The sequence below is a fragment of the Pseudonocardia sp. genome (assembly GCF_050246655.1).
Lineage (GTDB): Bacteria > Actinomycetota > Actinomycetes > Mycobacteriales > Pseudonocardiaceae > Pseudonocardia.
The window spans coordinates 1-20042 of record NZ_JBFWVQ010000004.1 but is presented as its reverse complement, the minus strand read 5'-3'; the positions used below and the strand labels follow the sequence as shown (position 1 = coordinate 20042).

General features: G+C 74.5%; 16 protein-coding genes. 3 read left to right on the top strand and 13 right to left on the bottom strand.

Annotation, left to right across the window (positions count from 1 at the left end; genetic code table 11):
* Nucleotides 1–24 precede the first annotated feature (24 nt).
* Nucleotides 25–1263: an iron uptake transporter deferrochelatase/peroxidase subunit gene (gene efeB / locus AB7J25_RS02325; protein WP_428504471.1), complete on the bottom strand. Its 1239-nt coding sequence runs from the start codon at nucleotides 1261–1263 to the stop codon at nucleotides 25–27.
* Entirely contained in the window at nucleotides 1263–2216 is a 954-nt protein-coding gene (locus tag AB7J25_RS02320; RefSeq protein ID WP_428504469.1) for an EfeM/EfeO family lipoprotein, read from the bottom strand. The genes efeB and AB7J25_RS02320 overlap by 1 nt, the downstream gene beginning before the upstream one ends.
* 1229 nt (nucleotides 2217–3445) lie before the next feature.
* On the opposite strand from AB7J25_RS02320, the gene AB7J25_RS02315 reads away from it, so the two are divergent.
* The 3 genes from AB7J25_RS02315 to AB7J25_RS02305 all read left to right on the top strand — a co-directional run bounded on the left by AB7J25_RS02315 (nucleotide 3446) and on the right by AB7J25_RS02305 (nucleotide 7148).
* The gene (locus AB7J25_RS02315; protein ID WP_428504467.1) at nucleotides 3446–5665 is read left to right on the top strand and encodes an ATP-binding protein; all 2220 of its coding nucleotides are present in this window, start codon (nucleotides 3446–3448) and stop codon (nucleotides 5663–5665) included.
* Between the two features lie 76 nt (nucleotides 5666–5741).
* Nucleotides 5742–6377, top strand: coding sequence for a DUF1326 domain-containing protein (locus AB7J25_RS02310; RefSeq protein WP_428504465.1), 636 nt, complete (start codon nucleotides 5742–5744; stop codon nucleotides 6375–6377).
* Nucleotides 6378–6416: 39 nt separating this feature from the next.
* Nucleotides 6417–7148, top strand: coding sequence for a DUF2182 domain-containing protein (locus AB7J25_RS02305; RefSeq protein WP_428504463.1), 732 nt, complete (start codon nucleotides 6417–6419; stop codon nucleotides 7146–7148).
* Nucleotides 7149–7157: 9 nt separating this feature from the next.
* Here AB7J25_RS02305 and AB7J25_RS02300 read toward each other — a convergent pair whose 3' ends face one another.
* From AB7J25_RS02300 to AB7J25_RS02250, 11 genes are all read right to left on the bottom strand, one after another.
* Nucleotides 7158–9269, bottom strand: coding sequence for an alpha/beta fold hydrolase (locus tag AB7J25_RS02300; protein ID WP_428504460.1), 2112 nt, complete (start codon nucleotides 9267–9269; stop codon nucleotides 7158–7160).
* Between the two features lie 23 nt (nucleotides 9270–9292).
* A complete protein-coding gene (locus AB7J25_RS02295) occupies nucleotides 9293–9577 on the bottom strand; it encodes a DUF4242 domain-containing protein (protein ID WP_428504458.1) in 285 nt (94 codons plus the stop codon).
* A gap of 113 nt (nucleotides 9578–9690) precedes the next feature.
* Entirely contained in the window at nucleotides 9691–9999 is a 309-nt protein-coding gene (locus AB7J25_RS02290; protein WP_428504456.1) for a hypothetical protein, read from the bottom strand.
* 134 nt (nucleotides 10000–10133) lie between these two features.
* A complete protein-coding gene (locus AB7J25_RS02285; RefSeq protein ID WP_428504454.1) occupies nucleotides 10134–11174 on the bottom strand; it encodes an alpha/beta fold hydrolase in 1041 nt (346 codons plus the stop codon).
* A 113-nt stretch (nucleotides 11175–11287) separates the two neighbouring features.
* On the bottom strand, nucleotides 11288–14425 hold the full coding sequence (locus AB7J25_RS02280) for an ATP-binding protein (RefSeq protein ID WP_428504452.1): 3138 nt from the start codon (nucleotides 14423–14425) through the stop codon (nucleotides 11288–11290).
* A 20-nt stretch (nucleotides 14426–14445) separates the two neighbouring features.
* Nucleotides 14446–16509 (bottom strand): alpha/beta fold hydrolase, encoded by a 2064-nt coding sequence (locus tag AB7J25_RS02275; RefSeq protein ID WP_428504450.1) that lies wholly within the window; start codon nucleotides 16507–16509, stop codon nucleotides 14446–14448.
* A 174-nt stretch (nucleotides 16510–16683) separates the two neighbouring features.
* Complete coding sequence (locus AB7J25_RS02270; protein ID WP_428504448.1) at nucleotides 16684–17901, bottom strand: NAD(P)/FAD-dependent oxidoreductase; 1218 nt, start codon at nucleotides 17899–17901, stop codon at nucleotides 16684–16686.
* A 70-nt stretch (nucleotides 17902–17971) separates the two neighbouring features.
* Nucleotides 17972–18472, bottom strand: a complete 501-nt coding sequence (locus AB7J25_RS02265; RefSeq protein ID WP_428504446.1) for an RrF2 family transcriptional regulator — start codon at nucleotides 18470–18472, stop codon at nucleotides 17972–17974.
* 87 nt (nucleotides 18473–18559) lie between these two features.
* Nucleotides 18560–18760 (bottom strand): DUF6186 family protein, encoded by a 201-nt coding sequence (locus tag AB7J25_RS02260; RefSeq protein WP_428504445.1) that lies wholly within the window; start codon nucleotides 18758–18760, stop codon nucleotides 18560–18562.
* Nucleotides 18761–18788: 28 nt separating this feature from the next.
* Nucleotides 18789–19154: a hypothetical protein gene (locus AB7J25_RS02255; protein WP_428504443.1), complete on the bottom strand. Its 366-nt coding sequence runs from the start codon at nucleotides 19152–19154 to the stop codon at nucleotides 18789–18791.
* Between the two features lie 29 nt (nucleotides 19155–19183).
* Nucleotides 19184–20032, bottom strand: a complete 849-nt coding sequence (locus AB7J25_RS02250) for an ABC transporter permease (protein ID WP_428504668.1) — start codon at nucleotides 20030–20032, stop codon at nucleotides 19184–19186.
* Nucleotides 20033–20042 lie beyond the last annotated feature (10 nt).

Sequence of the window (20042 nt, the reverse complement as noted above, 5' to 3'; positions counted from 1 at the left end):
GACGGGTGCCGGCGGGAGACCCGGTCACGCGAACAGCGTGTCGCCCCAGTACCCGCCCGCCGCCGGTCCGGGCGGGCAGGCGAACACGGCCGAGCTGGTGTGGACGATGTACTCCATGAGCACGTCCTTGGTGGACAGCTCCTGCTGCATGGGGACGAACTGCGCCACCGGGTCGCGCATGAAGGCGATGAAGTACAGGCCCGCGTCGAGGTGCCCGCGCTGGTCCGCGCCGTCCACGAAGTTGTAGCCGCGGCGCAGGATCCGCACGCCGCCGAGGTTGTCGGCGTGGGCGAGCCGGACGTGCGCCTCCATCGGGATGTTCGGCTCGCCGTCCGTCCGCAGTGCGGCGAAGTTGATCTCGACCTTCTCCTCGTCCTGGCCGATCGGCGCGCCGCTGCCCTTGTAGCGGCCGATGATCTCCTCCTGCTCGGCCAGCGACGTGCGGTCCCAGGGCTCGATCATCATGCGGATGCGGCGGGCGACGAGGTAGCTGCCGCCCGCGAGCCAGTCCGGCCCGTCGCCGGGCTGCACCCACACGTGGCGCTCCAGCAGATCCGTGTCCTCCGCGAGGAGGTTGCGGGTGCCGTCCTTGAAGCCGAAGAGGTTGCGGGGCGTCTCCTGGCCCGTGACGGTCGCCGAGGTGCGGCCGTAGCCGAGCTGCGACCACTTCACGGTCACGGTGCCGAAGCCCATGCGCACCAGGTTGCGGACGGCGTGCACCGCCACCTGCGGGTCGTTCGCGCAGGCCTGGACGACGAGGTCGCCACCGCTGATGGCCGGGTCGATCCGGTCGCCGCGGAACAGCGGGAGCTCCGCGAGCTTCGCCGGCCGGTCGGCGGTGAGCCCGAACCGGGTGAACAGGCTCGGCCCGACGCCGAACGTGAGGGTGAGCCGCGCCGGTGGCAGGCCCAGCGCCTCACCGGTGTCGTCCGGCGGCGCCTCGGGATGCCCGCCGATCGCCCCGTCGGGAGCCGCCTCGGCGCCCTGGGTCATCCGCTCCGCCGCGGCCGTCCAGCGCTGGAGCAGAGCGACGAGCTCGGCGCGGTCGGCCGTGCTCACGTCGAACGCGGTGATGTAGAGGTGGTCCTGAGCCTCGGTGGTGATCCCGGCCTGGTGGGGGTCGCGGAACGGCACGACATCCGAGCGGCCCCCGGGCGCAGACACCGCCCGGTCGATCCCCACTCCCACCGCGACACCCGCACCCGCGATCGCCGCGCCCGCCCCGGCCAGGCCGAGCACCGTGCGTCGTGACATCCCGGTCATCAGACCATCACCGTCCCGCCGAGCTTGCTGACAGGTTCGCCGACGGCGTCCAGTGCGTGGGCCAGCTCGGACAGCTGCGCCGGTGTCAGCCGTTCGTAGCCGATGTAGCCGGTGCCGCTGCGGTGTGTGTCGAGGACGGTGCGCAGCTCGGAGAACCGCCGGTCGATCGTCGCCAGCAGCGCCGGGTCGACCTGGGTGAGCAGGGGGCGCATCGCCTCGACCGCCGCCTGCGAGCCCTCGACCCGCGCGGCCATGTCCGACAGGTCCGTGCCGGCGTGCGGGTTCTCCGCGCCGGCCAGGGTGGTGACGACCGCGAAGTCCAGCAGCTCCTTGGCGCCGCCGCAGAGCGCGTGCCCGTCGAGCTCCAGGTCCGCGACGCCCGCGACGAGCGTGTCCACGTCCTTCTGCAGGGCCCGCGCGACGTCGTCGCTGTCCGGTTGGAGCCCGTCCACCCAGAGGTCCTGCTCCAGCCGGTGGAAGCCCGTGAAGCTCTCGCCGGCGTCCAGGCCGATGCCGCTGCCGTCGATCGCAGAGTCCAGCTCGATGTCCTCGGCGGCCACCTGGATGCGCTCCCAGGGGGCCCGCGCGGAAGCGTAGAGCGACTTGGCCGTGCCGACGTCCCCGGCCTCGACGGCGTCCACGAACCGGGCCGTCCGGGTACTGAGCAAGTCGGCTTGCTCGGCGACGTAGGCGCGGTAGGTCGTCGCCGCTCCGTCGAGCTCCGTGGCGTAGCGCAGCTGCTCGTCGACGCCCTGCGGGGGCACCGTCGCCGTGCTGGTGGCGCAGCCGGCGAGAGCGGCGCCCGCGAGGGCGGTGCCGAGGAGGGCGGGGACGACGCGGGTGGAAACGCGGCGGGTGGGGACGACGCCGTTGGGGACGCGGCGGGTGGGGACGACGCCGTTGGGGACGCGGCGGCGGCCCGCCGACCGGCGGTAGCGGGGAGCGAGCGGCACATGGCCTCCTTCATCGGAGACATGCCCGTCAGTACCGGGCGTGGTCGAACGCCCGACAGGAGATCACATCTTTGGGTGATTCTCCATAGGCTATCCTGACCTAAAGTGACCCACTTATTGGTCCACCGTGGTCGGTAACGGCAGCCTCGGGCCGGGTTTCTGGGGTCAGGTAGCCGTTCCGTTCCCGGGTTTCGTCCCCGGGTTCACTTCCTGGGTTTCGTTCGGGTTTCGTTCCCGTCCCGTCCCGTCCCGTCCCGTCCCGTCCCGTCCCGCCCGTCCCGCCCGTCCCGGGTCCCGGTGCTCGGCGCCGTCGGCGTCCCCGCCGCGCTCGCACATATGTTCGGTTGGTCGCACAGAGCTGGTGGTGCTCGCACAGAGCGCCGGCGGTGTGTGCGGGCGCCGCGGGGTGGGTGTGCCGGGGAGACGGCGATCGCGGCACGGGCGATGGGGCCGCGATGGCCGGCAGGGTGAGATGTGCCGGTGGCGTGGGGAGGCCCCCGGCTGGGCGCCGTCCGCGGCCTGTCGCCGTTCCGGGCCGCCGTTCCGGGCCGCCGGTCCGGGCCGGTTCCGCCACCGGCCCGGTCGCTCGCACGTGTGTTCGGTGGGTCGCACAGTGCTGGTGGTGCTCGCACAGAGCGCCGGCAGTGTGTGCGAGCACCGCGGGGTGTGTGCGGGCGCGGCGGGGTGTGTGCGGGCGCGGCGGGGTGTGTGCGGGCGCCGACGGTGTGTGCGAGCGCCGCGGGGTGTGTTCGAGCGCCATGGGGTGTGTGCGGGTGTGGCGGCGGGGTGTGTGCGGGCGCGGCGGGGTGTGTGTGCGAGCGCCGACGGGGTGTGTGTGAGCGCCGCGGGGTGTGTTCGAGCGCCATGGGGTGTGTGCGGGTGTGGCGGCGGGGTGTGTGCGGGCGCGGCGGGGTGTGTGCGAGCGCCGACGGTGTGTGTGCGAGCGCCGACGGTGTGTGTGAGCGCGGCGGGGTGTGTGCCACCAGCCGGACGGGCGGGCCCCACGCCCCGGCCGCCACGCCCCGGTCGCCACGCCCCGGCCGCCACGAGCCGACCGTCGAGCCGCCCGGACGGGTGAGGGTGCGGAATCGAGCCGGTGTCGGCCGGACGGCGGATGTGGTGGGCCCGCCGGGCGGATGCAATGGCGGGGTGTTCGCGTCGGCCGCGACGTCCAGCCGGGGGGACCTGCCGTGACGGCCCGTCGAAGGCCGCCCGGGAAAGGGCTGCCGGTGCCGCCGGGCCCGCTCGTCGGGCGCGCCGAGGACTGCGCCGCGCTGGCGCGGGTGCTGGGCGAGCGGCGGCTGGTGACCGTCACGGGGCCGCCCGGCGTGGGGAAGACCCGCCTCGCGATCGCGGCGGCGGCCGCGGCGCCCGATCCCGCGGTGTTCGTCGACCTCACCACGATCCGCGATCCGACCCTCGTGCGCGGCGCGGTGCTGGGCGCGCTCGGAGTGCCGGACCGGGCCCGTCCCGGCGCGGGATCCGGCGGCGTCGCCGTGCTCGCGGTCCTCGACAACTTCGAACACGTGCTCGACGCGGCACCGGTCGTCGCGGACCTCCTCGCCGCGTTCCCCGCGCTGCGGGTGCTCGTGACGAGCCGCGAGCGGCTGCGCCTGCGGGGCGAACACGAGGTGCCCGTCCCGCCACTCCCGCTGCCCGCCGCGAAGGACGACCCGGAGCGCACCGCGGCGGCTCCGGCGGTGCAGATGCTGGTCGGCGAGGTGCTCGCGTTCGATCCGCGGTTCCGCGTGACCTCGGCGAACGCCGCCGCGCTCGCCGAGATCTGCATCCGGCTCGACGGGCTGCCGCTCGCCCTGGAGCTCGCCGCCGCGCGGCTGCGGCTGTTCACCCCGGGTGAGCTGACGTTCCGGTTGCGCAGCCGGCTGTCCGTGCTCACCGACGCGGCCCGCGACCTCCCGGAGCGCCACCGCACGCTGCGCGCCGCCCTCGGCTGGAGCCACGACCTGCTCGGCCCGCGCGAACGGGTGCTGTTCCGGCGGGCCGCCGTCTTCACCGGTGGCGCCACCCTCGACGCGCTCGGGCAGGTGTGCGCGCTTGAGGGCGTCGAGGGTGTGGTGCAGTCGCTGGTGGACAAGAGCCTGCTGCAGCGCCGGACGCGCCGTGGGGAGGTGGCGGAGTTCGCGATGCTGGAGAGCCTGCGCGAGTTCGCCGCGGACCTGCTCGGCGCGAGCGGGGAGACGGACGAGACCCGCGCGCGCCACGCCCGCCACTTCGCCGCGCGGGCCGCGCGGGTCGAGGCGCGCCTGAACACCGCACACGAGAGCATGGCGGACGTCGAGGCGATCGTCGAGGAGGGCAACCTCCGGGCGGCGCTGGCCTGGACCCGCACGGCGGGCGAGCTCGTCCCGATGATGCAGCTCGCGGCGACGCTCGGCTGGGACGCCTACATCCGAGGCCGGCTCGGGGAAGGGCGGGTGGTGATCGAGCAGGCGGTCGACGCGGTCGAGGCCGCGGCCGCCCGCGGTGTGACGGTGCCGGACGACCCGCTCGCGGCCGTGCTCCTGGCCTCCGGCGTGGTCGCAGTCGCGGCGGACGACCTCGACCGCGCCCGGACCCGGCTCGGCGCGTGCATCGCGATCAGCGAGCGTTCGGGCGATGTCCGGCGCACCGCGACCGCGGAGGCGTTCCTCGGCCATGCCGCCCGGACCTGCCACGACCACCCGGCTGCGATCCGCCACTACCGGCGCGCGGAGCTCCTGCACGAGCGGCTGGGCAACGCGAACGGCGTGGCCTGGTCCCGGTACGACCGCGGCATGCTCGCCCGCCAGCGGGGACGGACCGACGAGGCTCTCGCGCACCTGCGCGCGGCGTTGCCGTGCTTCCGCGAGTCGGGGCACGCCTGGGCCGTCGGCTGCACGGCCTGGGCGCTCGCCACGGTCGAGCTGCGGCGTGGACGCGTCGCCGACGCGGCGGCGCTGCTCACCGAGGCCGTCGGCGGGCACGAGGCGGCCGACGACGCACGCGGGCTCGCGCAGTGCCTGGAGGCGACGGCGGCCGTCTGCTGCGCGCACGGCCAGGGCGCACGGACCGCCGCCCGCCTGCTCGGTGCGGCCGAGGCGCTGCGGGAGCGGATCGCCGCTCCGCTGCCCGAGGAGGACCGCGACGAGCACGGGACCGTCGTGCGGCGGGTGCGTCACGATCTCGGGTCGGACGTGGCCGACCGGGAACGCTGCGCCGGGCGTGCAGCATCGCAGCAGGCCGCCGTCGCGCTGGCCCGGGCCGTGCTCGCGGCCCCGCCGGACCGGCTGACCCGCCGGGAACGCGAGGTGGCCGGTCTCGTGGCCCGCGGACACACCAACCGGCAGATCGCCCGCGCCCTCGGCATGGCCGAGAAGACCGCGCAGACGCACGTGCACAACATCATCCGCAAGCTCGGCGCCCAGAACCGGGCCGAGGTGGCGGCCCGGGTCATGACGGCCCCCGGTTGAGCACCTACATGGTTCTCCCGATACCGCCGGTGCCCGCCGCGGCCTACACCTGAGCACATCGCGAAGGAGGGCCGCCATGACCACGTCGGTCGAGACCACCTACGACATCGAGGGCAGGCTGCTGGAGGTGTGCACGTGCGCCGCCGTCTGCCCGTGCTGGGTCGGGCAGGACCCGGACGGGGGCAACTGCCAGGGCACCGTCGCGTGGTGTGTCGACCGCGGGACGGTGCAGGGTGTCGACGTGTCGGACCGGGTGATCGTCCTGGTCGTGCACATCCCCGGCAACGTCCTTGCCGGCGACTGGAAGGCGGTCGTCTACGTGGACGACCGGTGCAGCGGGGAGCAGGAGGAGGCGCTGCTGAACGTCTTCACCGGCAAGCTCGGCGGCGCGATCGCGGACCTCGCCGCGCTGGTCGGCGAGGTGGTGGCCGTCGAGCGGACGGCGGTCAGCGCCGAGGTGCAGGAGGGCGCGGGCACGCTGCGCATCGGACCGCCCGACAGTCCCGTCGCCTACGCCGAGCTCACCCCGCTGATGGGTGCCACAGGACGGCCGACGACGCTGTCCGACTCGGTGTTCTCCACGATCCCCGGCTCGCCGGCGTACGTGGGCACCGCCGACGTCTACCGTCGCGACGGGCGCCTGCTCGGCCGGCCGGACATCGACATCTCGGGGATGAACTCGGTGCAGGGCTCCTTCCGCTTCACGGCGTGAGCCGTGACCGGGAGCTCCGCGGCGCCGCCGCGTCCGGGCGTGACCGACCCGGTCGCGCCGCTCGCCGTCGTCGTGGCGGTGTGCTGGGCCATCACCCTCGGCCTCGCGCTCGGCGGTGATCACGGGGGTGGTCACGGCGGTCCGGTGCCCGTCACGGCGGCCGGCCTCGCCGGTGCGGCGGCGGCGTGGCTGGTGATGATCGGGGCGATGATGCTCCCGACCATCGCGCCACTCGTCCGGATGTTCGCGGTGGTGAGCGCCCGGGCACCGCAGCCGGGGCGCGCCCGGGCGGGCCTGTACCTGGGCTACGTCGCCGTCTGGGCCGCGTTCGTGCCGGCCGCCCTGCTCGGCGCCGCGGGCGTGCACGCCCTCGTGAGCCGCTGGGAGCCGCTCGCGACCCGGCCCGGGCTGGTGCTGGGCGTCGCGTTGGTGCTCGCCGGTGCCTACCAGTTCAGCCCGCTGAAGGACGCCTGCCTGGCGGCGTGCCGCAACCCCGCGGCGTTCCTGTGGCACGGCTACCGCCGCGGGTTCGGCGGCGGGTGGTCGGTCGGGGCCCGCCACGGGCTGTCCTGCCTGGGCTGTTGCTGGGCGCTGATGCTGGTGATGTTCGTGACCGGTGTCGCGGGCCTGCTCTGGATGCTCCTGCTCACCGGCGTGATGGTGATCGAGAAGACCGGCCGTCGAGGGGTGCGGCTGGTCGTCCCGGTGGGCGTCGCCCTGCTCGTCGGCGGCGTCGGCGTGATGGCGGCCGCCCTCGTGGGACCGTCCTGACCCGGCGGATCAGAGCAGCTCGGCGAGCATCGCCGCGGCGCGTGCGGCGCCGTCGGTCTCGACCGGCCGGTAGTCCACCGGCCGGTCGAGCTGTGCTGCGATCGCGGCGGCGAGCGCCTGCGGGTCGCGGGTCTCGGCGTAGTCCATGCGGTGTCCCGCGCGGTACCGGGCGAGGCGTTGCGGGATGTGCACCTGCTGCTCGAAGTGGTGGCCGAGCGGGACGTAGATGAACGGCCGGCGGGCCGCGACGAGCTCCATCGTCGTCGTGAGCCCGCCCTGCACGAGCGCGACGTCGCACGCCGCGAGGTGGCGGTGCAGGTCGGGGACGTAGCCGTGGACCTCGACGCCGTCCGGGGCGGGGATCGAGCGGGGGTCGATCCGCGGTCCGGCGACGGCGATCATCCGCAGCTCCGGCACACGCCTCTCGAGGTGCGGGAACGCCTCCACGGCGCGGCGCAGGAGGTGACCTCCGACGCCCGACCCGCCGACCGTGACCAGGCAGACGCGCTCGTCGGGCCGGTACCCCAGCTCGGCCCGCAGCGCCTCGCGATCGGCGGGCGGGGTGGACCCGCTGACGTAGCCGGCGAACGCGTAGCGCTCCAGGGCCCACTCGCGCACGGTCGGCAGGTCCGGTCCGAGGGGGACGTCGACAAGATCGCCGGGGTTGCCGACGAAGATCGACCGGTCGCGCAGCCGCGGATAGCGCCGCATCCGCATGACCTGTTCGGTGTTCCGGTCGCCGGTCAGGAACGCCTCGCGGGGCCCGCCCTCGGGCATCGGCAGCCAGCCGACGAAGTCCGTCAGCCAGGCGTATGCCGTGCGCTTGAGCTCGGGGTTGTCGAAGAGGAAGTGGTCGACGTCCCAGCCCTCGTCGACGATCCACAGGTCGTAGGGCTCGTCCTCCACGAGGTCGGCGAACACCGAGAAGTTCGCCACGAGGATCTCGTCCATGCGCCGGACGGCGTGGAAGGCGGCCAGGTCGTGCTCGCCCGCCTCGGAGTCGATGTGCGCGCTCACCCCGGCCAGGTGCCGTGCCGCCGGGTGCACCCGTTCGCCGTGCTCCTCCAGAACCGCGGAGACCGGGGGTTCGGTCAGCCAGTCGATCTCCAGGTCGGGGTGGTGGGCACGCAGATCCCGCGCGATCGCGAGGTCGCGGCGGACGTGGCCCAGCCCGATGGGGGAGCAGACGTAGAGCGCACGCCTGCTGCGGCCGCGGGCCCGGGTCCAGACGCGCGTGCGGCCCGGGGCCGGGGCTGTGGACACAGTGGACACAGTGGACGCCGTGGTCTCGACGAAGTCGCGGATCAGCCGGTTGGTCAGCACCGGCTCGCGCATCGGCTGGGCATGACCGCCGCCGCGGATCGTCACGAGGTCGCCGCCCGTCCAGCGGGCCAGCTGGACGGAGGTCGCGTGGGGCACGATCCGGTCGTCGTCCCCGTGCACGTGGAGCACGGGGCAGGAGACGGCCCGGCAGATCGCCTCGGCGTCGTCGGCCGTCGGGGCGCAGAGCCCGGGGACGGTGTGCAGCAGGGTCGCGGCGTCGGTGTCGAGCCCCCAGCCGACCCCGTCCTCGTGGTGCTTCGTCGAGTGCGGCTCGCTGAACACCTGGGAGAAGAAGAACTCCAGCCAGCCGGGGTAGTCGGCGCTCCAGTAGTGCCGGTTCAGCTTCGCCCAGCCCTCGTAGCTCGCCTGCGGCTCGTCGAAGCCCCGCGGTCGAAACCACGGCAGCGCCGTCCCGATCGCGACGACCCCGGCCACGCGCCGCGGGTACCACGCGGCGAGCTGCAGCGCGTGCCGCCCGCCGAGGGACAGGCCCGCCACGACGGCGCGGTCGGTGCCGGTGGCGTCCATGACCGCGATCGCGTCGTCGACGTACTCGCGGTCGTCGTAGGCCGCGTCCGTCGCAGGCCGGTCGGCCCGGCCGTTGCCCCGTCCCTCGACGGTGACCACGCGGAAGCGCCGGGCGAGGTGGGGAACCTGGAACTTCCACTGGCGCATGTGGATGATCGCCCAGGACGGGAGCAGGACGACCGACGGCCCGGTGGTTCCGTGGACCTCGTAGCCGACCCGCACCCCGTCCCGCTCGACGACACCCTCGTGATCGGGATCGCGCGCGCGCACCTCAGACCCTCTCGACCAGGTGGCTACCCCTCTGCCGTCACCGGGTCGATCATTCCCGTCACCGCCGTGACGACGGTGGCCGGGAAGCCGCTGCGCTGTGCGTGCTCGTGGACGAGGTCCTCGCTGTCGGCGACGTAGATGCAGAACGTCTTGTCCGCGGCGACGTAGCTGTGCTCCCACTGGATGTTCTTGCGCTCGGCCTTCATGTCGGCGAGCACCGAGTTGGACTTGGCCGACGCATCGCGCAGCGCGGCGCGCTCCGCGCTGCCGATCTGCGGGATGTCGCGCTCGATGACGTAGCGGGGCATGGCGGGTCCTTCCGTCGACGATGACCAGTCCTGCCTACCGTCTGGCCGCAGCCGGCGCACCCTCCGGACGGGGAGGAGCGGCGTACGGCATCCACGGCGGCGGGTGCGGTCGCTCAGACCTGGGTCTTGAGGATGCAGATCGCGAGGTGGGCGTCCTGTACGGCCTGGAGCGCCTCCGCGCCGAGTCCCGGGTCGGCCTCCGCCGCGGCCTTGGCGCTGTCGCCCGCCTGCTCCAGCTCGATCACGGCGTCGCGGGCCGCGCCGTCGCCGTCGGCGATCCGGCCGGCCTTGGCGGCCTTCTGGTCGAACTCGCGCACGACGGCGACGAGCACGACCGAGGCGTCCGGGTCGGCCTCGGCCGCGCGCAGCGCGGCCCCGGTCCTGGTCTTGACGGCGTCCAGCTCGCTCATCACGTCGATCATGGTGGGCTCCTCGTCGGTCCGGGTGCCCGCGGGGGACACCGCGGGCACCGCAGATCGTGTGGCAGGTGGTTGCGCACGCGTTGCGCGGGTTTTGCGCACGCTGTGCACGCGGGAGCGCCCGGCCCGGCCGCCCGTCAGGCCGGTTCCTTGAGCAGGTCGCGGATGCAGGCGTCGATCTGCTCGCGGTCCGTCTGGCCGAGGCAGAACATCGCGAAGTGCGCCCAGAGGCTGTCGACGATGCGGAACTGGCTGTTGCGGATCAGCCTCTGTTCGGCCATGAGGTCCTCGGGCGGGAAGAACATGTCGCCCGAGAACGCCACGACGAGCGTCCGTGCCGTGATGCGTTCCAGCGCCGCGGCCAGGTCGCCCCCGGTGTGCAGGCTGACATCGCCGTGGCGCCACTTCCAGCCCATCCAGATCAGGTTGTTCGGGTCCATCGGCGCGAAGTAGGCCTCCCAGAAGCGCGTGACGAAGTCGTCGAGCGAGGTGAAGCCGAGCCCGCGCCAGGCCTCGACCTTGTAGAAGTTCGGGCAGAGCCCCATCACCGACCACAGCTCGGCGTGGCGGCGCAGGCCGTCGCGCACGTCGGCCTGGTCGCGGTAGTGCCCGCCGTCCCACGCCGGGTCGGACTTCAGGGCGTTCTCGTGCGCGCGCACCCAGAGGTAGTCGTGCGGCGTCGTCTTCGCGGTGCCCGCGAACGGCAGCGCCCGCTTGACCATGTCCGGGTAGCGGACGGCCCACTCGTAGGTCTGCTCGGCTCCCATCGACCAGCCGAGGACGAGCTCGAGCCGCTCGATGCCGTAGCGCTCGGTCACCAGCCGGTGCTGCGCGCGGACGTCGTCGCCGATCGTGACGTTCGGGAAGTTGCCGCCGTCCAGCGGCGGCGGGGTGTTGCTCGGCGAGGACGAGAACCCGTTGGCGAACTGGCCGGGCAGGATGATGAAGTAGCGGCTCGGGTCGAGCGGGCGGTCCTCGCCGAGGAACATCTCCATCGCCTTCGGCGTGCCCGACCACATGTGCGGGAAGAGGATCGCGTTGCTGCGGTCCTCGTTGAGCGTCCCGTGCACCTTGTAGGCGAGCCGGGCGGAGGGCAGCGTCGCGCCGCTCTCCAGCTCGTAGTCCCCGAGCTCGAAGATCTCGTGCGGGCCGTGCGTCTCCTCGGAGTAGTACGTCATCGCGGTCTCCTCGTCCAGGCTGGTCCGGGCGCGTGCGCGCCGCCGGACGAGGGTGTCTCCGGCCGTTGCGCGGGCATTGCGCGCGGCGCGGGGTCGACCGCGCGCAGCACGGATCAGCCGCCCGGCGTCGCGCTCGCGTCCTGCAGATCGAGCCAGGGCCGCCAGCCGTGCCGGCGCGCGGCCACGAGCAGGGGGGCGAGCGCCGCGCGGGCCCGCCGCGCGTCACCTTGCCGCTGCCAGGCCCGCGCGACGCTGACGTAGGCGTCCCCGCCGGCCAGCCAGGCCCCGCCGGGCGGGGTGTGGATCCCGCCGAGCAGGGCGTCGGCGACGGCGAGGTCGTCGGGCGAGCCGGTGGCCACGGCGAGGGGCGCGGCGCAGCGCAGCACGTAGGCCTCCATACCGCCGCCCTGGGCCACCGCCCGGCCCTCGGTGAGCAGCCGCACCGCCTCCGCGGTCTCGTCGAGCTCCAGGAGCGTCGTCGCGAGCAGGGCGTTCGCGGTCGGGGCCCACCAGCCGTGCGGGGCGGCGCGCCCGATCGTCACGGCCCTCCTGCCGTGGTCCACTGCGGTGCCGAGCCTGCCCCGCAGCCGCTCCACCCATCCGCGATGGGCGACGAGCCACGCCTCCTGCGCCCGCATCCCGTTGCGCCGGTTGATCTCCACCGACGCGTCGATCCGGTCGGCGGCGAGCTCCCAGTCCGCGTCGGCGATCGCGAGCAGCGCCGACTCGAACGTCAGCCAGCTGAGCACGTAGGAGCTGCCGAGCCGGCGCACCAGCGGCTCCAGCTCGGCGAGGACGGCCCGCAGCGTCGCGGTGTCGCCCAGGTACGCGTACGCGGTCTTGAGCCCGTCCAGACCCGCGGCCAGCGCGGTGTCGCTGCCCGACCGCCTGCCGGCCGCGGCGGCCCGGTGGCCCAGCTCCAGGGCGTCGACGAAGCGCAGCCGGTTCGCCGCGATGATCGCCTGCCCGGCGTACAGGTCGGCCTGGGCGCACGGGTCGTCGAGATCCTCGGCGAGCTGCGCTCCGACGGCGAGGTTCGCGTCCAGCTCGCTGCGCCGAAGCGCCCCGCCCAGGTCCCCCGCGTACCGGCGCAGTGCCGCCATCTCGTGATCGCGGTCTCCCGCCAGCCGGAACGCCGCCACGGCGGAGCCCAGGTCGGCGACGGCCGCCGGGTAGTCCGCCTGCGCGGCGAGCACGTCCGCGCGGGCCAGGTGCACGCGGCCGGTGAGCGCCGACTCGTCGACGCGGTGGGCCGCAGCCCACGCCCGGTCCAGCAGCACCCGCGCGTCCGCGACGGCGGAGCGCTCGATCGCCCGGCGGCCCGCAGCGAGCCAGGCGTCGGCCGCCCGGGGCCAGTCCGCGACGGCTTCGGCGTGCCCGGCGAGGCTCTCCGGGCGGTCGGTCAGCAGGTCCGCGGCGCTGCGGTGGTGGGCGAACCGGGTGGGCTGCGGCGTCGTGACGTACAGCGCCTCCTGCACGAGGTCGTTGGCGAACTCGTACCGTTCGCCCGCCGGGACCAGGAGCCGCGCTGCGGTCGCGGCCTCGCAGAGCTGCACCACGGCCGGGGCGGGCATGCCGGTCATCTGCGCGACCAGGTCCGGCGCGACGGACGCGCCGAGCACCGATCCGGCCCGCAGCACGCGCTCGACGTCCGGCCCGGCGTGGCGCAGCCGCGCGGCGACGGTGTCCCGCAGGGACGCCGGCACGCCCTGCTCGCCGGAGCGCAGCGCACGCAGCGTCTCGACGACGAAGAGGGTGTGGCCGCGCGTGCGGCGCAGGAGGTCGCGGGCGTGGCCGGGCATCCCGGCGCGGGTGGCCAGCAGCGTGACCGCCTCGGGTCCGAGCGGTCCGACGTCGAGCCGGGACCCGGCGCTCCCGAGATCGGCCAGCGCGGTCGCGCCCTCCTCCTGGCGGACCGTGGTGAGCAGCAGCAGCCGGGAGCCGCCCATCCGCCGGGCGAGGTAGTGCGGCATCTCGAGGGTGGCCGTCTTGGCGTTGTGCAGGTCGTCGAGCAGGAGCAGGACCGGCCGGTCCGTGGCCAGGGTGTGCAGGAAGCCGCGCAGGGCGTCGTAGGCACGGCGCCGTTGCAGGTCGGCGCCGATCTCCTCGTGTGGCGCCTCGCCGAGCAACCCGGCGTACCCGGGCAGCAGCCCGGCGAGGGCGGGGCCGCCGGGCCCGGCCAGCCGCCGGATCTCCGTGGCGGTCAGCGTGTCGAGCAGCGGGTCGATCGCGTCGAGCAGTGGCTGGAGGAACAGCGACCGCTCGGCGGCGTAGCAGCGGGCCTGCAGCACGAGACCGCCCGTGGCGGCGGCGATGCGCGCGAGGGCCTGGGCGAGCGTGGTCTTGCCGATCCCCGCCTCGCCGACGAGGTGCAGCAGCGCGGGGTGTCCTGCGGCGGCTGCGGACCAGGTCGCGGCGAGGCGGGACAGTTCCGCCTCCCGGCCCGCGGGGGCCTCGTGGACCCGTGCCGCCTGGGGGTTCGGCGGATACTCGGGAACCGCGCGCTCCTGCAGGATCGCCACGTGCAGGTCTCGTACCGCGGCGCACGGGTCGACGCCGAGCGCGGCTGCGAGCTCACCGCGCAACGCCTCGAAGACCGCGAGTGCCCGGTGCGGCTCCCCGGCGGCGACGTAGGCCTGCATGAGCAGCTCGTGGGCGCGCTCGTCGAGCGGGTCCGCGACGGCGGCCGCGCGGGCCGCGTCCACCGCGACCGTGGGCTCACCCGCGGCGGGGGCGGCCTCGGCGACCAGGTGGCGCAACGTCCTGACCTGCTCGCCGACCTCGATGCCGAGCACGTCCAGCCATGCCGCCTCGCCGGCCGCCGGTCGCCCGTCCGACAGGAGCTCCAGCCCGCGGCGGGCCGCGGCCAGCGCGAGCCCCGCCTGGCCCGCGGTGAGCCTGCGGCGCGCCTCGCCCGCGAGCGTCCCGGCCTCGTCGATGTCGACGCTGACGGGCCCGATCCGGTAACCCGCCCGCCCGCCGAGCACGACGTCCGCGCCGAGCAGCGCCCGCAGGCGACTGACCAGCGTGGCGACGTTGTCCTCGGGGTGGCGCGGTCGCTGCCCGGGCCACAGCAGCTCGACCAGCTCCTCGACTCCGACGGTGGCGCCGCGGGCGGCGGCGAGCCGGGTCAGCAGCAGCCGCGCCTTGGGGCTGCCGACCGCGATCGGGTGCCCGTCCGCGCCGCTGACGGCGAACGCACCGCACAGCTGCACACGCGGGCCGCCCCGGGTCGCGGTGCTGCTGGTCATGGCGGTCCTGACTGTCATGCCTACAAGAGCTCGGCGAGCAGCGCCGCCGCGCGGTCCGCCCCGTCGGACTCGACGGGCCGGTACGCGACCGGCCGGTCGATCTCCGCGGCGAGGGCCTCGGCGAGCTGCTCGGGATCGGTGTCGGCGTAGTCCACCCGGCGGCCCGCCCCGTACCGGCGCAGCCGGTGCGCCACGTGGATCTGCTGCTCGAAATGGTGTTCCAGAGGCACGTACAGGAACGGACGCTGCGCGGCCGTCAGCTCCATGGTGGTGGTGAGCCCGCCCTGGACGAGGGCGACGTCGCACGCCACGAGATGGCGGTGCAGCTCCGGGACGTAGCCGTGCACCGTCACCCCGTCCGGGGCGGTCAGCGTGCGCGGGTCGATCCGCGGCCCGGTGACCACGACCATCCGCAGGCCCGGGATCCGCTTCTCGGCGAGCGGGTACGCGGCCAGCGCCCGGCGCAACAGGTGGCCGCCGACGCCCGAGCCACCCACGCTCACCACGCAGACCGCCTCGTCGAGGCGGTAGCCCAGCTCGGCCCGCAGCGCCTCCCGGTCGGCCGGCGTCGGCGAGCCGTGGACGTACCCGGCGAAGGTGTAGCGCTCGAGACCCCATTCCCGCACGGTGGGCAGGCCCGGGCCGAGCGGGTCGTCGACGAGGTCGCCGGGGTTCCCGACGAAGATCGACCGATCGCGCAGCCGGGGCAGCCGCCTGCGCCGTTCGAGGTGTTCGGCGTTCCAGTCGCCGGTGAGCATCGCCTCGTACGCCCCGCCCCGGGGCATCGGCAACCACCCGACGAAGTCGGTCAGCCAGGCGTACGGGGTGCGTTTGAGCTCGGGGTTGTCGTGCAGGAAGTGGTCGATATCCCAGCCCTCGTCGACCACCCACAGGTCGTAATGCTGTGCCTCGACGAGGTCGGCGAAGACCATGAAGTTGTTGACCAGGATCTCGTCCATCCGCCGGACGGCCTCGAACACGGCGAGGTCGTGCTCACCCGCCTCGGACTCCACGTGGGCGCTCTCGCTGATCAGCCACCGCGACGCCGGGTGGACCCGCTCGCCGCGGTCGGCCAGCACGCGGGTGACGGGGTGCTGGGTGAGCCAGTCGATCTCCAGGTCCGGGTGGCGGGTGCGCAGCGCGTCGGCGACGGCGAGGTCGCGCCGCACGTGGCCGAGCCCGAGGGGGGAGCAGACGAACAGCGCCCGACGCTGCCGGTGCCGGGCCCTGGTCCACTCGACGGCGCGGCGCGTGCCGGGCGCGAGGGACTCGGTGAACCCGCGGATCAGCCGGTTCGTCAGCACAGGCTCGCGCAGCGTCGGCGCGTGCCCCCCGTGGCGGATCGTGACCAGCTCGCCGCCGCTCCACCGGGCCAGGTCCACCCCGATCCGGTACGGGACGATGCCGTCCTCGTCGCCGTGCACCACCAGCACCGGGCAGCGCACGGCCCGGCAGATGGCCTCGGCGTCCGCCGCCGACGGCTCCGCGATCCCGGGTGTGGTGAGCGCGAGCGTCTGTGGATCCGTCTCCAGCGCCCAGCCGACGCCGTCCTCCCGCTGCTTGATCGAGTGCGGCTCGGTGAAGACCTGCGACATGAAGAACTCGGCCCAGCCGCGGAAGTCCGCCGCCCAGTAGTGCCGGTTGGCCTTCTCCCAGCCGGTGTAGCTCGCCCGCGGCTCGTCGAAGCCGGGCGGGAGCGGCCAGGGCAGCGCCGTCCCGATGGCGACGACGCCCGCGACGCGGTCGGGGTGCCACGCGGCGAGCTGAAGCGCATGCCGCCCGCCCATCGACAGCCCGACGATCACTGCGCGCTCGGTGGCCGTCGCGTCCATCGCAGCGATCACGTCGGCGACGTACTCGCGGTCGGCGTAGGCGTCGGCGGTCTGCGGCCTGCCGGCCCGCCCGTTGCCGCGGCCCTCCACCGTGATGACCGTGAAGTGCCGCGCGAGGTAGGGCACCTGAGCTTTCCACTGCCGCATGTGGACGATCGCCCAGGACGTGAGCAGCACTATCGGCGGCGCTGCTGGCGTAGCAGGATCGAGAGCGACGTACACGTCATAGTCGACCCGGACCCCGTCGCGCACGACAGTGCCTCGACTGCTCGGCTCCCGTGCCCGCATCGGCGCCCCCCGGCCCACGATGGTCCTCGCTCCGGCGCAGGGTCGGAATACGCTGCCCGGACCACCGCGGAGGACCGTCCGGCCGACGTCACGGCGGCGGGTGCCGCCCGTCCGCGGCGGTCCGGGTGCGGGCCGGGGTCACGCGGATCCGGCGACCGTGGCCGTCGGCCAGGTCGTGCGGTGGTCGGCGTGGTGCAGGATCGTCTCGGCGTCGTCGAGAGGCGGGTAGATCCACTCGGAGTTGATCTTCCGCTTGAGCTGCTTGGCCTCGTCGCGGGTCAGGGCGACGGTGCGTTCCCAGCCCGTCGTGAGCACCGCGCCCCAGGGGCCCAGGTCGAGGCAGGTGACGTAGGGGTCGGGGGCGAAGGGGACGAGCGGCAGGCCGAGCAGGTCGGCGGCGACGTTCGCACCGACGTGCTTGCCCTGGGGCACCGCGTGCTGGCAGCTCTGCATGACGACGTGGCCGGGCTCGGCGACCGCCGCGGCGGTGTCGCCCGCCGCGTAGACGCCGTCCGCGCCGCGCACCCGCAGGTGCTCGTCGACCTCCAGCCGGCCGAGCCCGTCCCGCGTCCCGGGTATCCGCCCGGTGAGGACGCTGGCGCGCATGCCTCCGGTCCACACCACCGTGCGGGCGGGGATCCGGGTGCCGTCGCCGAGCGTGACGCCCGCCGGATCGACGGCCGCGACCCCGGAGCCGAGCAGCACCTCCACGCCCGTCCCGGCCAGCGCGGAGCAGATCTCCAGGCGCGGGCCGGGTCCCAGCTCGGGGCCGACCACGGCCAGGCGTTCCACGAGCACCACCCGGACCGGCTCGTCGGTGACCGTGCGCAGCCGGGCGGTGAGCTCGGTGGCGACCTCCAGACCGGTGAAGCCCGCCCCCACGACGACCACCGTGAACCGGCCCTCGCCCGCTGGCGTGCCGGGGAGCTGCCGGAGGTGGGCGTCCAGCGCGGCGGCCGCCGGGAGCGTGTCCACGTCGAACAGGTGCTGCGCGCCGTCGATCCCGGGGGTGACCAACCGGCTGCCCGCGGCGAGGACGAGCCGGTCGTAGTCCAGGTGCGTCGGGGCACCGTCGCGGGTCAACGCCGTGACCCGCCGCGCGGCGGTGTCGATGTCCGTGACCGTCGCCGCGACCCGGCGAACGCCGATCGGGCCCAGGAACCGGTCCAGGGGCACCCGCATCCGTTCGGGGCCTGCCTCGTAGAGGCGGGGGCGGATCACGAGGTCGTCACCCGCGTCGACGAGGGTCACGGCGACCGTGTCGTCGGGCGCTCCGGCGGCGCGGCGGGCGCGGACCGCACCCGCGGCCGCCCAGATCCCCGCGAACCCGCCTCCGATAATCAGGACCTTTGCCATCCAGATTCACCCTCCTCGTCGGCGCCGTCCATGGGAGAACGCCGTGTCGGTGCCCGGGCTCGGGCGGAACTCAGGTGGTTGTGCGCTGCGGGGTGCGACCGAGTGCCCTGCGGAGGGCTGCGCCCGCGGCCGGTGCGTGCCGGTCGGCGTCGGCCCGCAGGTCCGCAATGGTCTGTGCGGCCAGCTCGCGGCGCCATGCGAGCTCGGCGCGCTGCATCGAGGCGTGGACCGCGCACGGCTCGGCGAACGATGCCGCCGGCATCGCCGCCCCGGCGCCCCGCTGCCGGATCTCCGTACAGCGGAACGCCGCCTGCGTCCCCTCGATCGCGACCACGACGTCCATCAGCGTGATCGCCTCCGGCCTGCGCGCCAGCCGGAACCCGCCCCGGGCGCCCGGCAGCGACTCGAGGATCGAGGCCCGCACCAGCGCCTGGAGCTGCTTGTTGAGGTAGGCCACGGGTAGCTCGTGGCTCGCCGCGAGCTGCTGCACGGTGACCGGCTCGTCGTCGTCGAGCCAGGCGAACGCGAGCAGGACGTGCAGCGTCCACTCCACGCCCTGGCCCATCCGCATGCGGAAACCTTATAACCCGGATATCGGATGTCAAGGTTTGGCTTCGCGATGCTCGGCCGCCTCGCCGAGCCTGCACTCCGGCCGGGGTCAGCGGGCGAGGAAGTGGAAGCCCAGCCACAGCCATGCGGCCATGACGAGCCAGCGGACCGCACGCCGGGCGAGCGCGGCGTGCAGGACGTCGCCCACCGGGCGCAGGGACGCCCACCCGGTGCGCCCCACCGCGTCGAGGACGAGCATCGCCGCGAGCAGGGCGGCGAAGCCCGTGGCGATCACCTGGTACGGGCTCATCGCGTCCTACCGCGGCACGGCGCCCCGGTCACCGGTTCACCAGCCAGCGGCCGGTCGTGAGCCATGCGAGGTAGCCGGCGAGCCGTCCGGGGTAGGTGTCGAGGACCGGGTCGAGCAGCAGGCTGAGCGTCGGGTGGTCGGCGTCGTTGCCCCACGCCGTGGCGACGGCCTCCCACAGGGCGCCTGCGGCCAGCAGCGCCGCCCAGGCGACGACCGCCGCCCGCGGCACGGGCCGGTGCGGGCCGACAGGTCGGCGCGCCCGCACCACCAGCAGCACGGCGCCCGCCGCCAGCACCGCGACCGCCGCCGGTAGCGTCAGCGGCCGGAACAGGGCCGCGACCAGGGCGTACCCGACGATCGCCGCGTCCCACCGATCGAGGCGCCGCCGGCCCACCGCCCCGCTCGCCCTCAGCTCGTGACGTCTCAGCTCGTGACGTCCTTGCGGCCGAAGCGCCAGACCGCGACCGCCCCCAGCACCGCCGCGTAGAGCACCGCGGAGAACACGCCCCGGGTGATGTCACCCCAGTCCACCTGCTGGGCGAGGAGCGCCGCCCACGCGTTGGCGTAGTGCGTGGGCAGGACGTTGCGCAGGTCCTCCAGCGCGGTGATCTGGTCGAGGATCTGCGACACGATCGACACCATCACCGCCCCGCCCACCGCGCCGAGCGGGGCGTCCGTGGACACCGACAGCAGCATCGCGAGCGCCGCCACCCAGATCAGGTGCACCCAGATGTACACACCGCCGAGCAGCACGCGACCCGCGGCCGTGGCGAACGACAGCGACTCCCCGGTGGGTGTCACCAGGTTGCCCGTGCCGTAGGCGAGCGAGCCGACGAGCAGCGCCACCACCGGCAGCAGCAGGATCGCCGCCAGCGACAGCGCCGCCGCGACGATCGCCTTCTGCCGCAGCAGCCGTGCTCGCGGGATCGGCGCCGCCAGCAGGTAGCGCAGGCTCGACCAGGACGCCTCCGAGGCCACCGTGTCGCCGAAGAACAGCGCCACGACCACGACCAGCAGGAACCCGGCCGAGGCGAACAGCGCGAAGACGGCGAAGTTCGCGGCGCTGCCCTTCGCGAGGTCGACGAGGTTGAGCGATCCGGTGGGCGGGCCGTCGTCGGCCAGCTCGAAGGCGATCCAGAGGATCACCGGCAGCAGCGCGACCAGCCCGAACGTCACCTGCGTTCGGCGGCGGCGCAGCTGGCGCACCAGCTCGACCCGCAGCGGCAGGGTGTGGTTCGGGCGGTAGCCCGTGGTGGATGCGACAGCCGTCATATCGACCGGT

Excerpts from the sequence above, each read along its gene's own strand:
- AB7J25_RS02280 (WP_428504452.1), bottom strand. The coding sequence starts at position 14,425 with ATGACCAGCAGCACCGCGACCCGGGGCGGCCCGCGTGTGCAGCTGTGC.
- AB7J25_RS02295 (WP_428504458.1), bottom strand. The coding sequence starts at position 9,577 with ATGCCCCGCTACGTCATCGAGCGCGACATCCCGCAGATCGGCAGCGCG.
- AB7J25_RS02290 (WP_428504456.1), bottom strand. The coding sequence starts at position 9,999 with ATGATCGACGTGATGAGCGAGCTGGACGCCGTCAAGACCAGGACCGGG.
- AB7J25_RS02250 (WP_428504668.1), bottom strand. The coding sequence starts at position 20,032 with ATGACGGCTGTCGCATCCACCACGGGCTACCGCCCGAACCACACCCTG.
- AB7J25_RS02270 (WP_428504448.1), bottom strand. The coding sequence starts at position 17,901 with ATGGCAAAGGTCCTGATTATCGGAGGCGGGTTCGCGGGGATCTGGGCG.
- AB7J25_RS02265 (WP_428504446.1), bottom strand. The coding sequence starts at position 18,472 with ATGCGGATGGGCCAGGGCGTGGAGTGGACGCTGCACGTCCTGCTCGCG.
- AB7J25_RS02310 (WP_428504465.1), top strand. The coding sequence starts at position 5,742 with ATGACCACGTCGGTCGAGACCACCTACGACATCGAGGGCAGGCTGCTG.
- efeB (WP_428504471.1), bottom strand. The coding sequence starts at position 1,263 with ATGACCGGGATGTCACGACGCACGGTGCTCGGCCTGGCCGGGGCGGGC.
- AB7J25_RS02260 (WP_428504445.1), bottom strand. The coding sequence starts at position 18,760 with ATGAGCCCGTACCAGGTGATCGCCACGGGCTTCGCCGCCCTGCTCGCG.
- AB7J25_RS02285 (WP_428504454.1), bottom strand. The coding sequence starts at position 11,174 with ATGACGTACTACTCCGAGGAGACGCACGGCCCGCACGAGATCTTCGAG.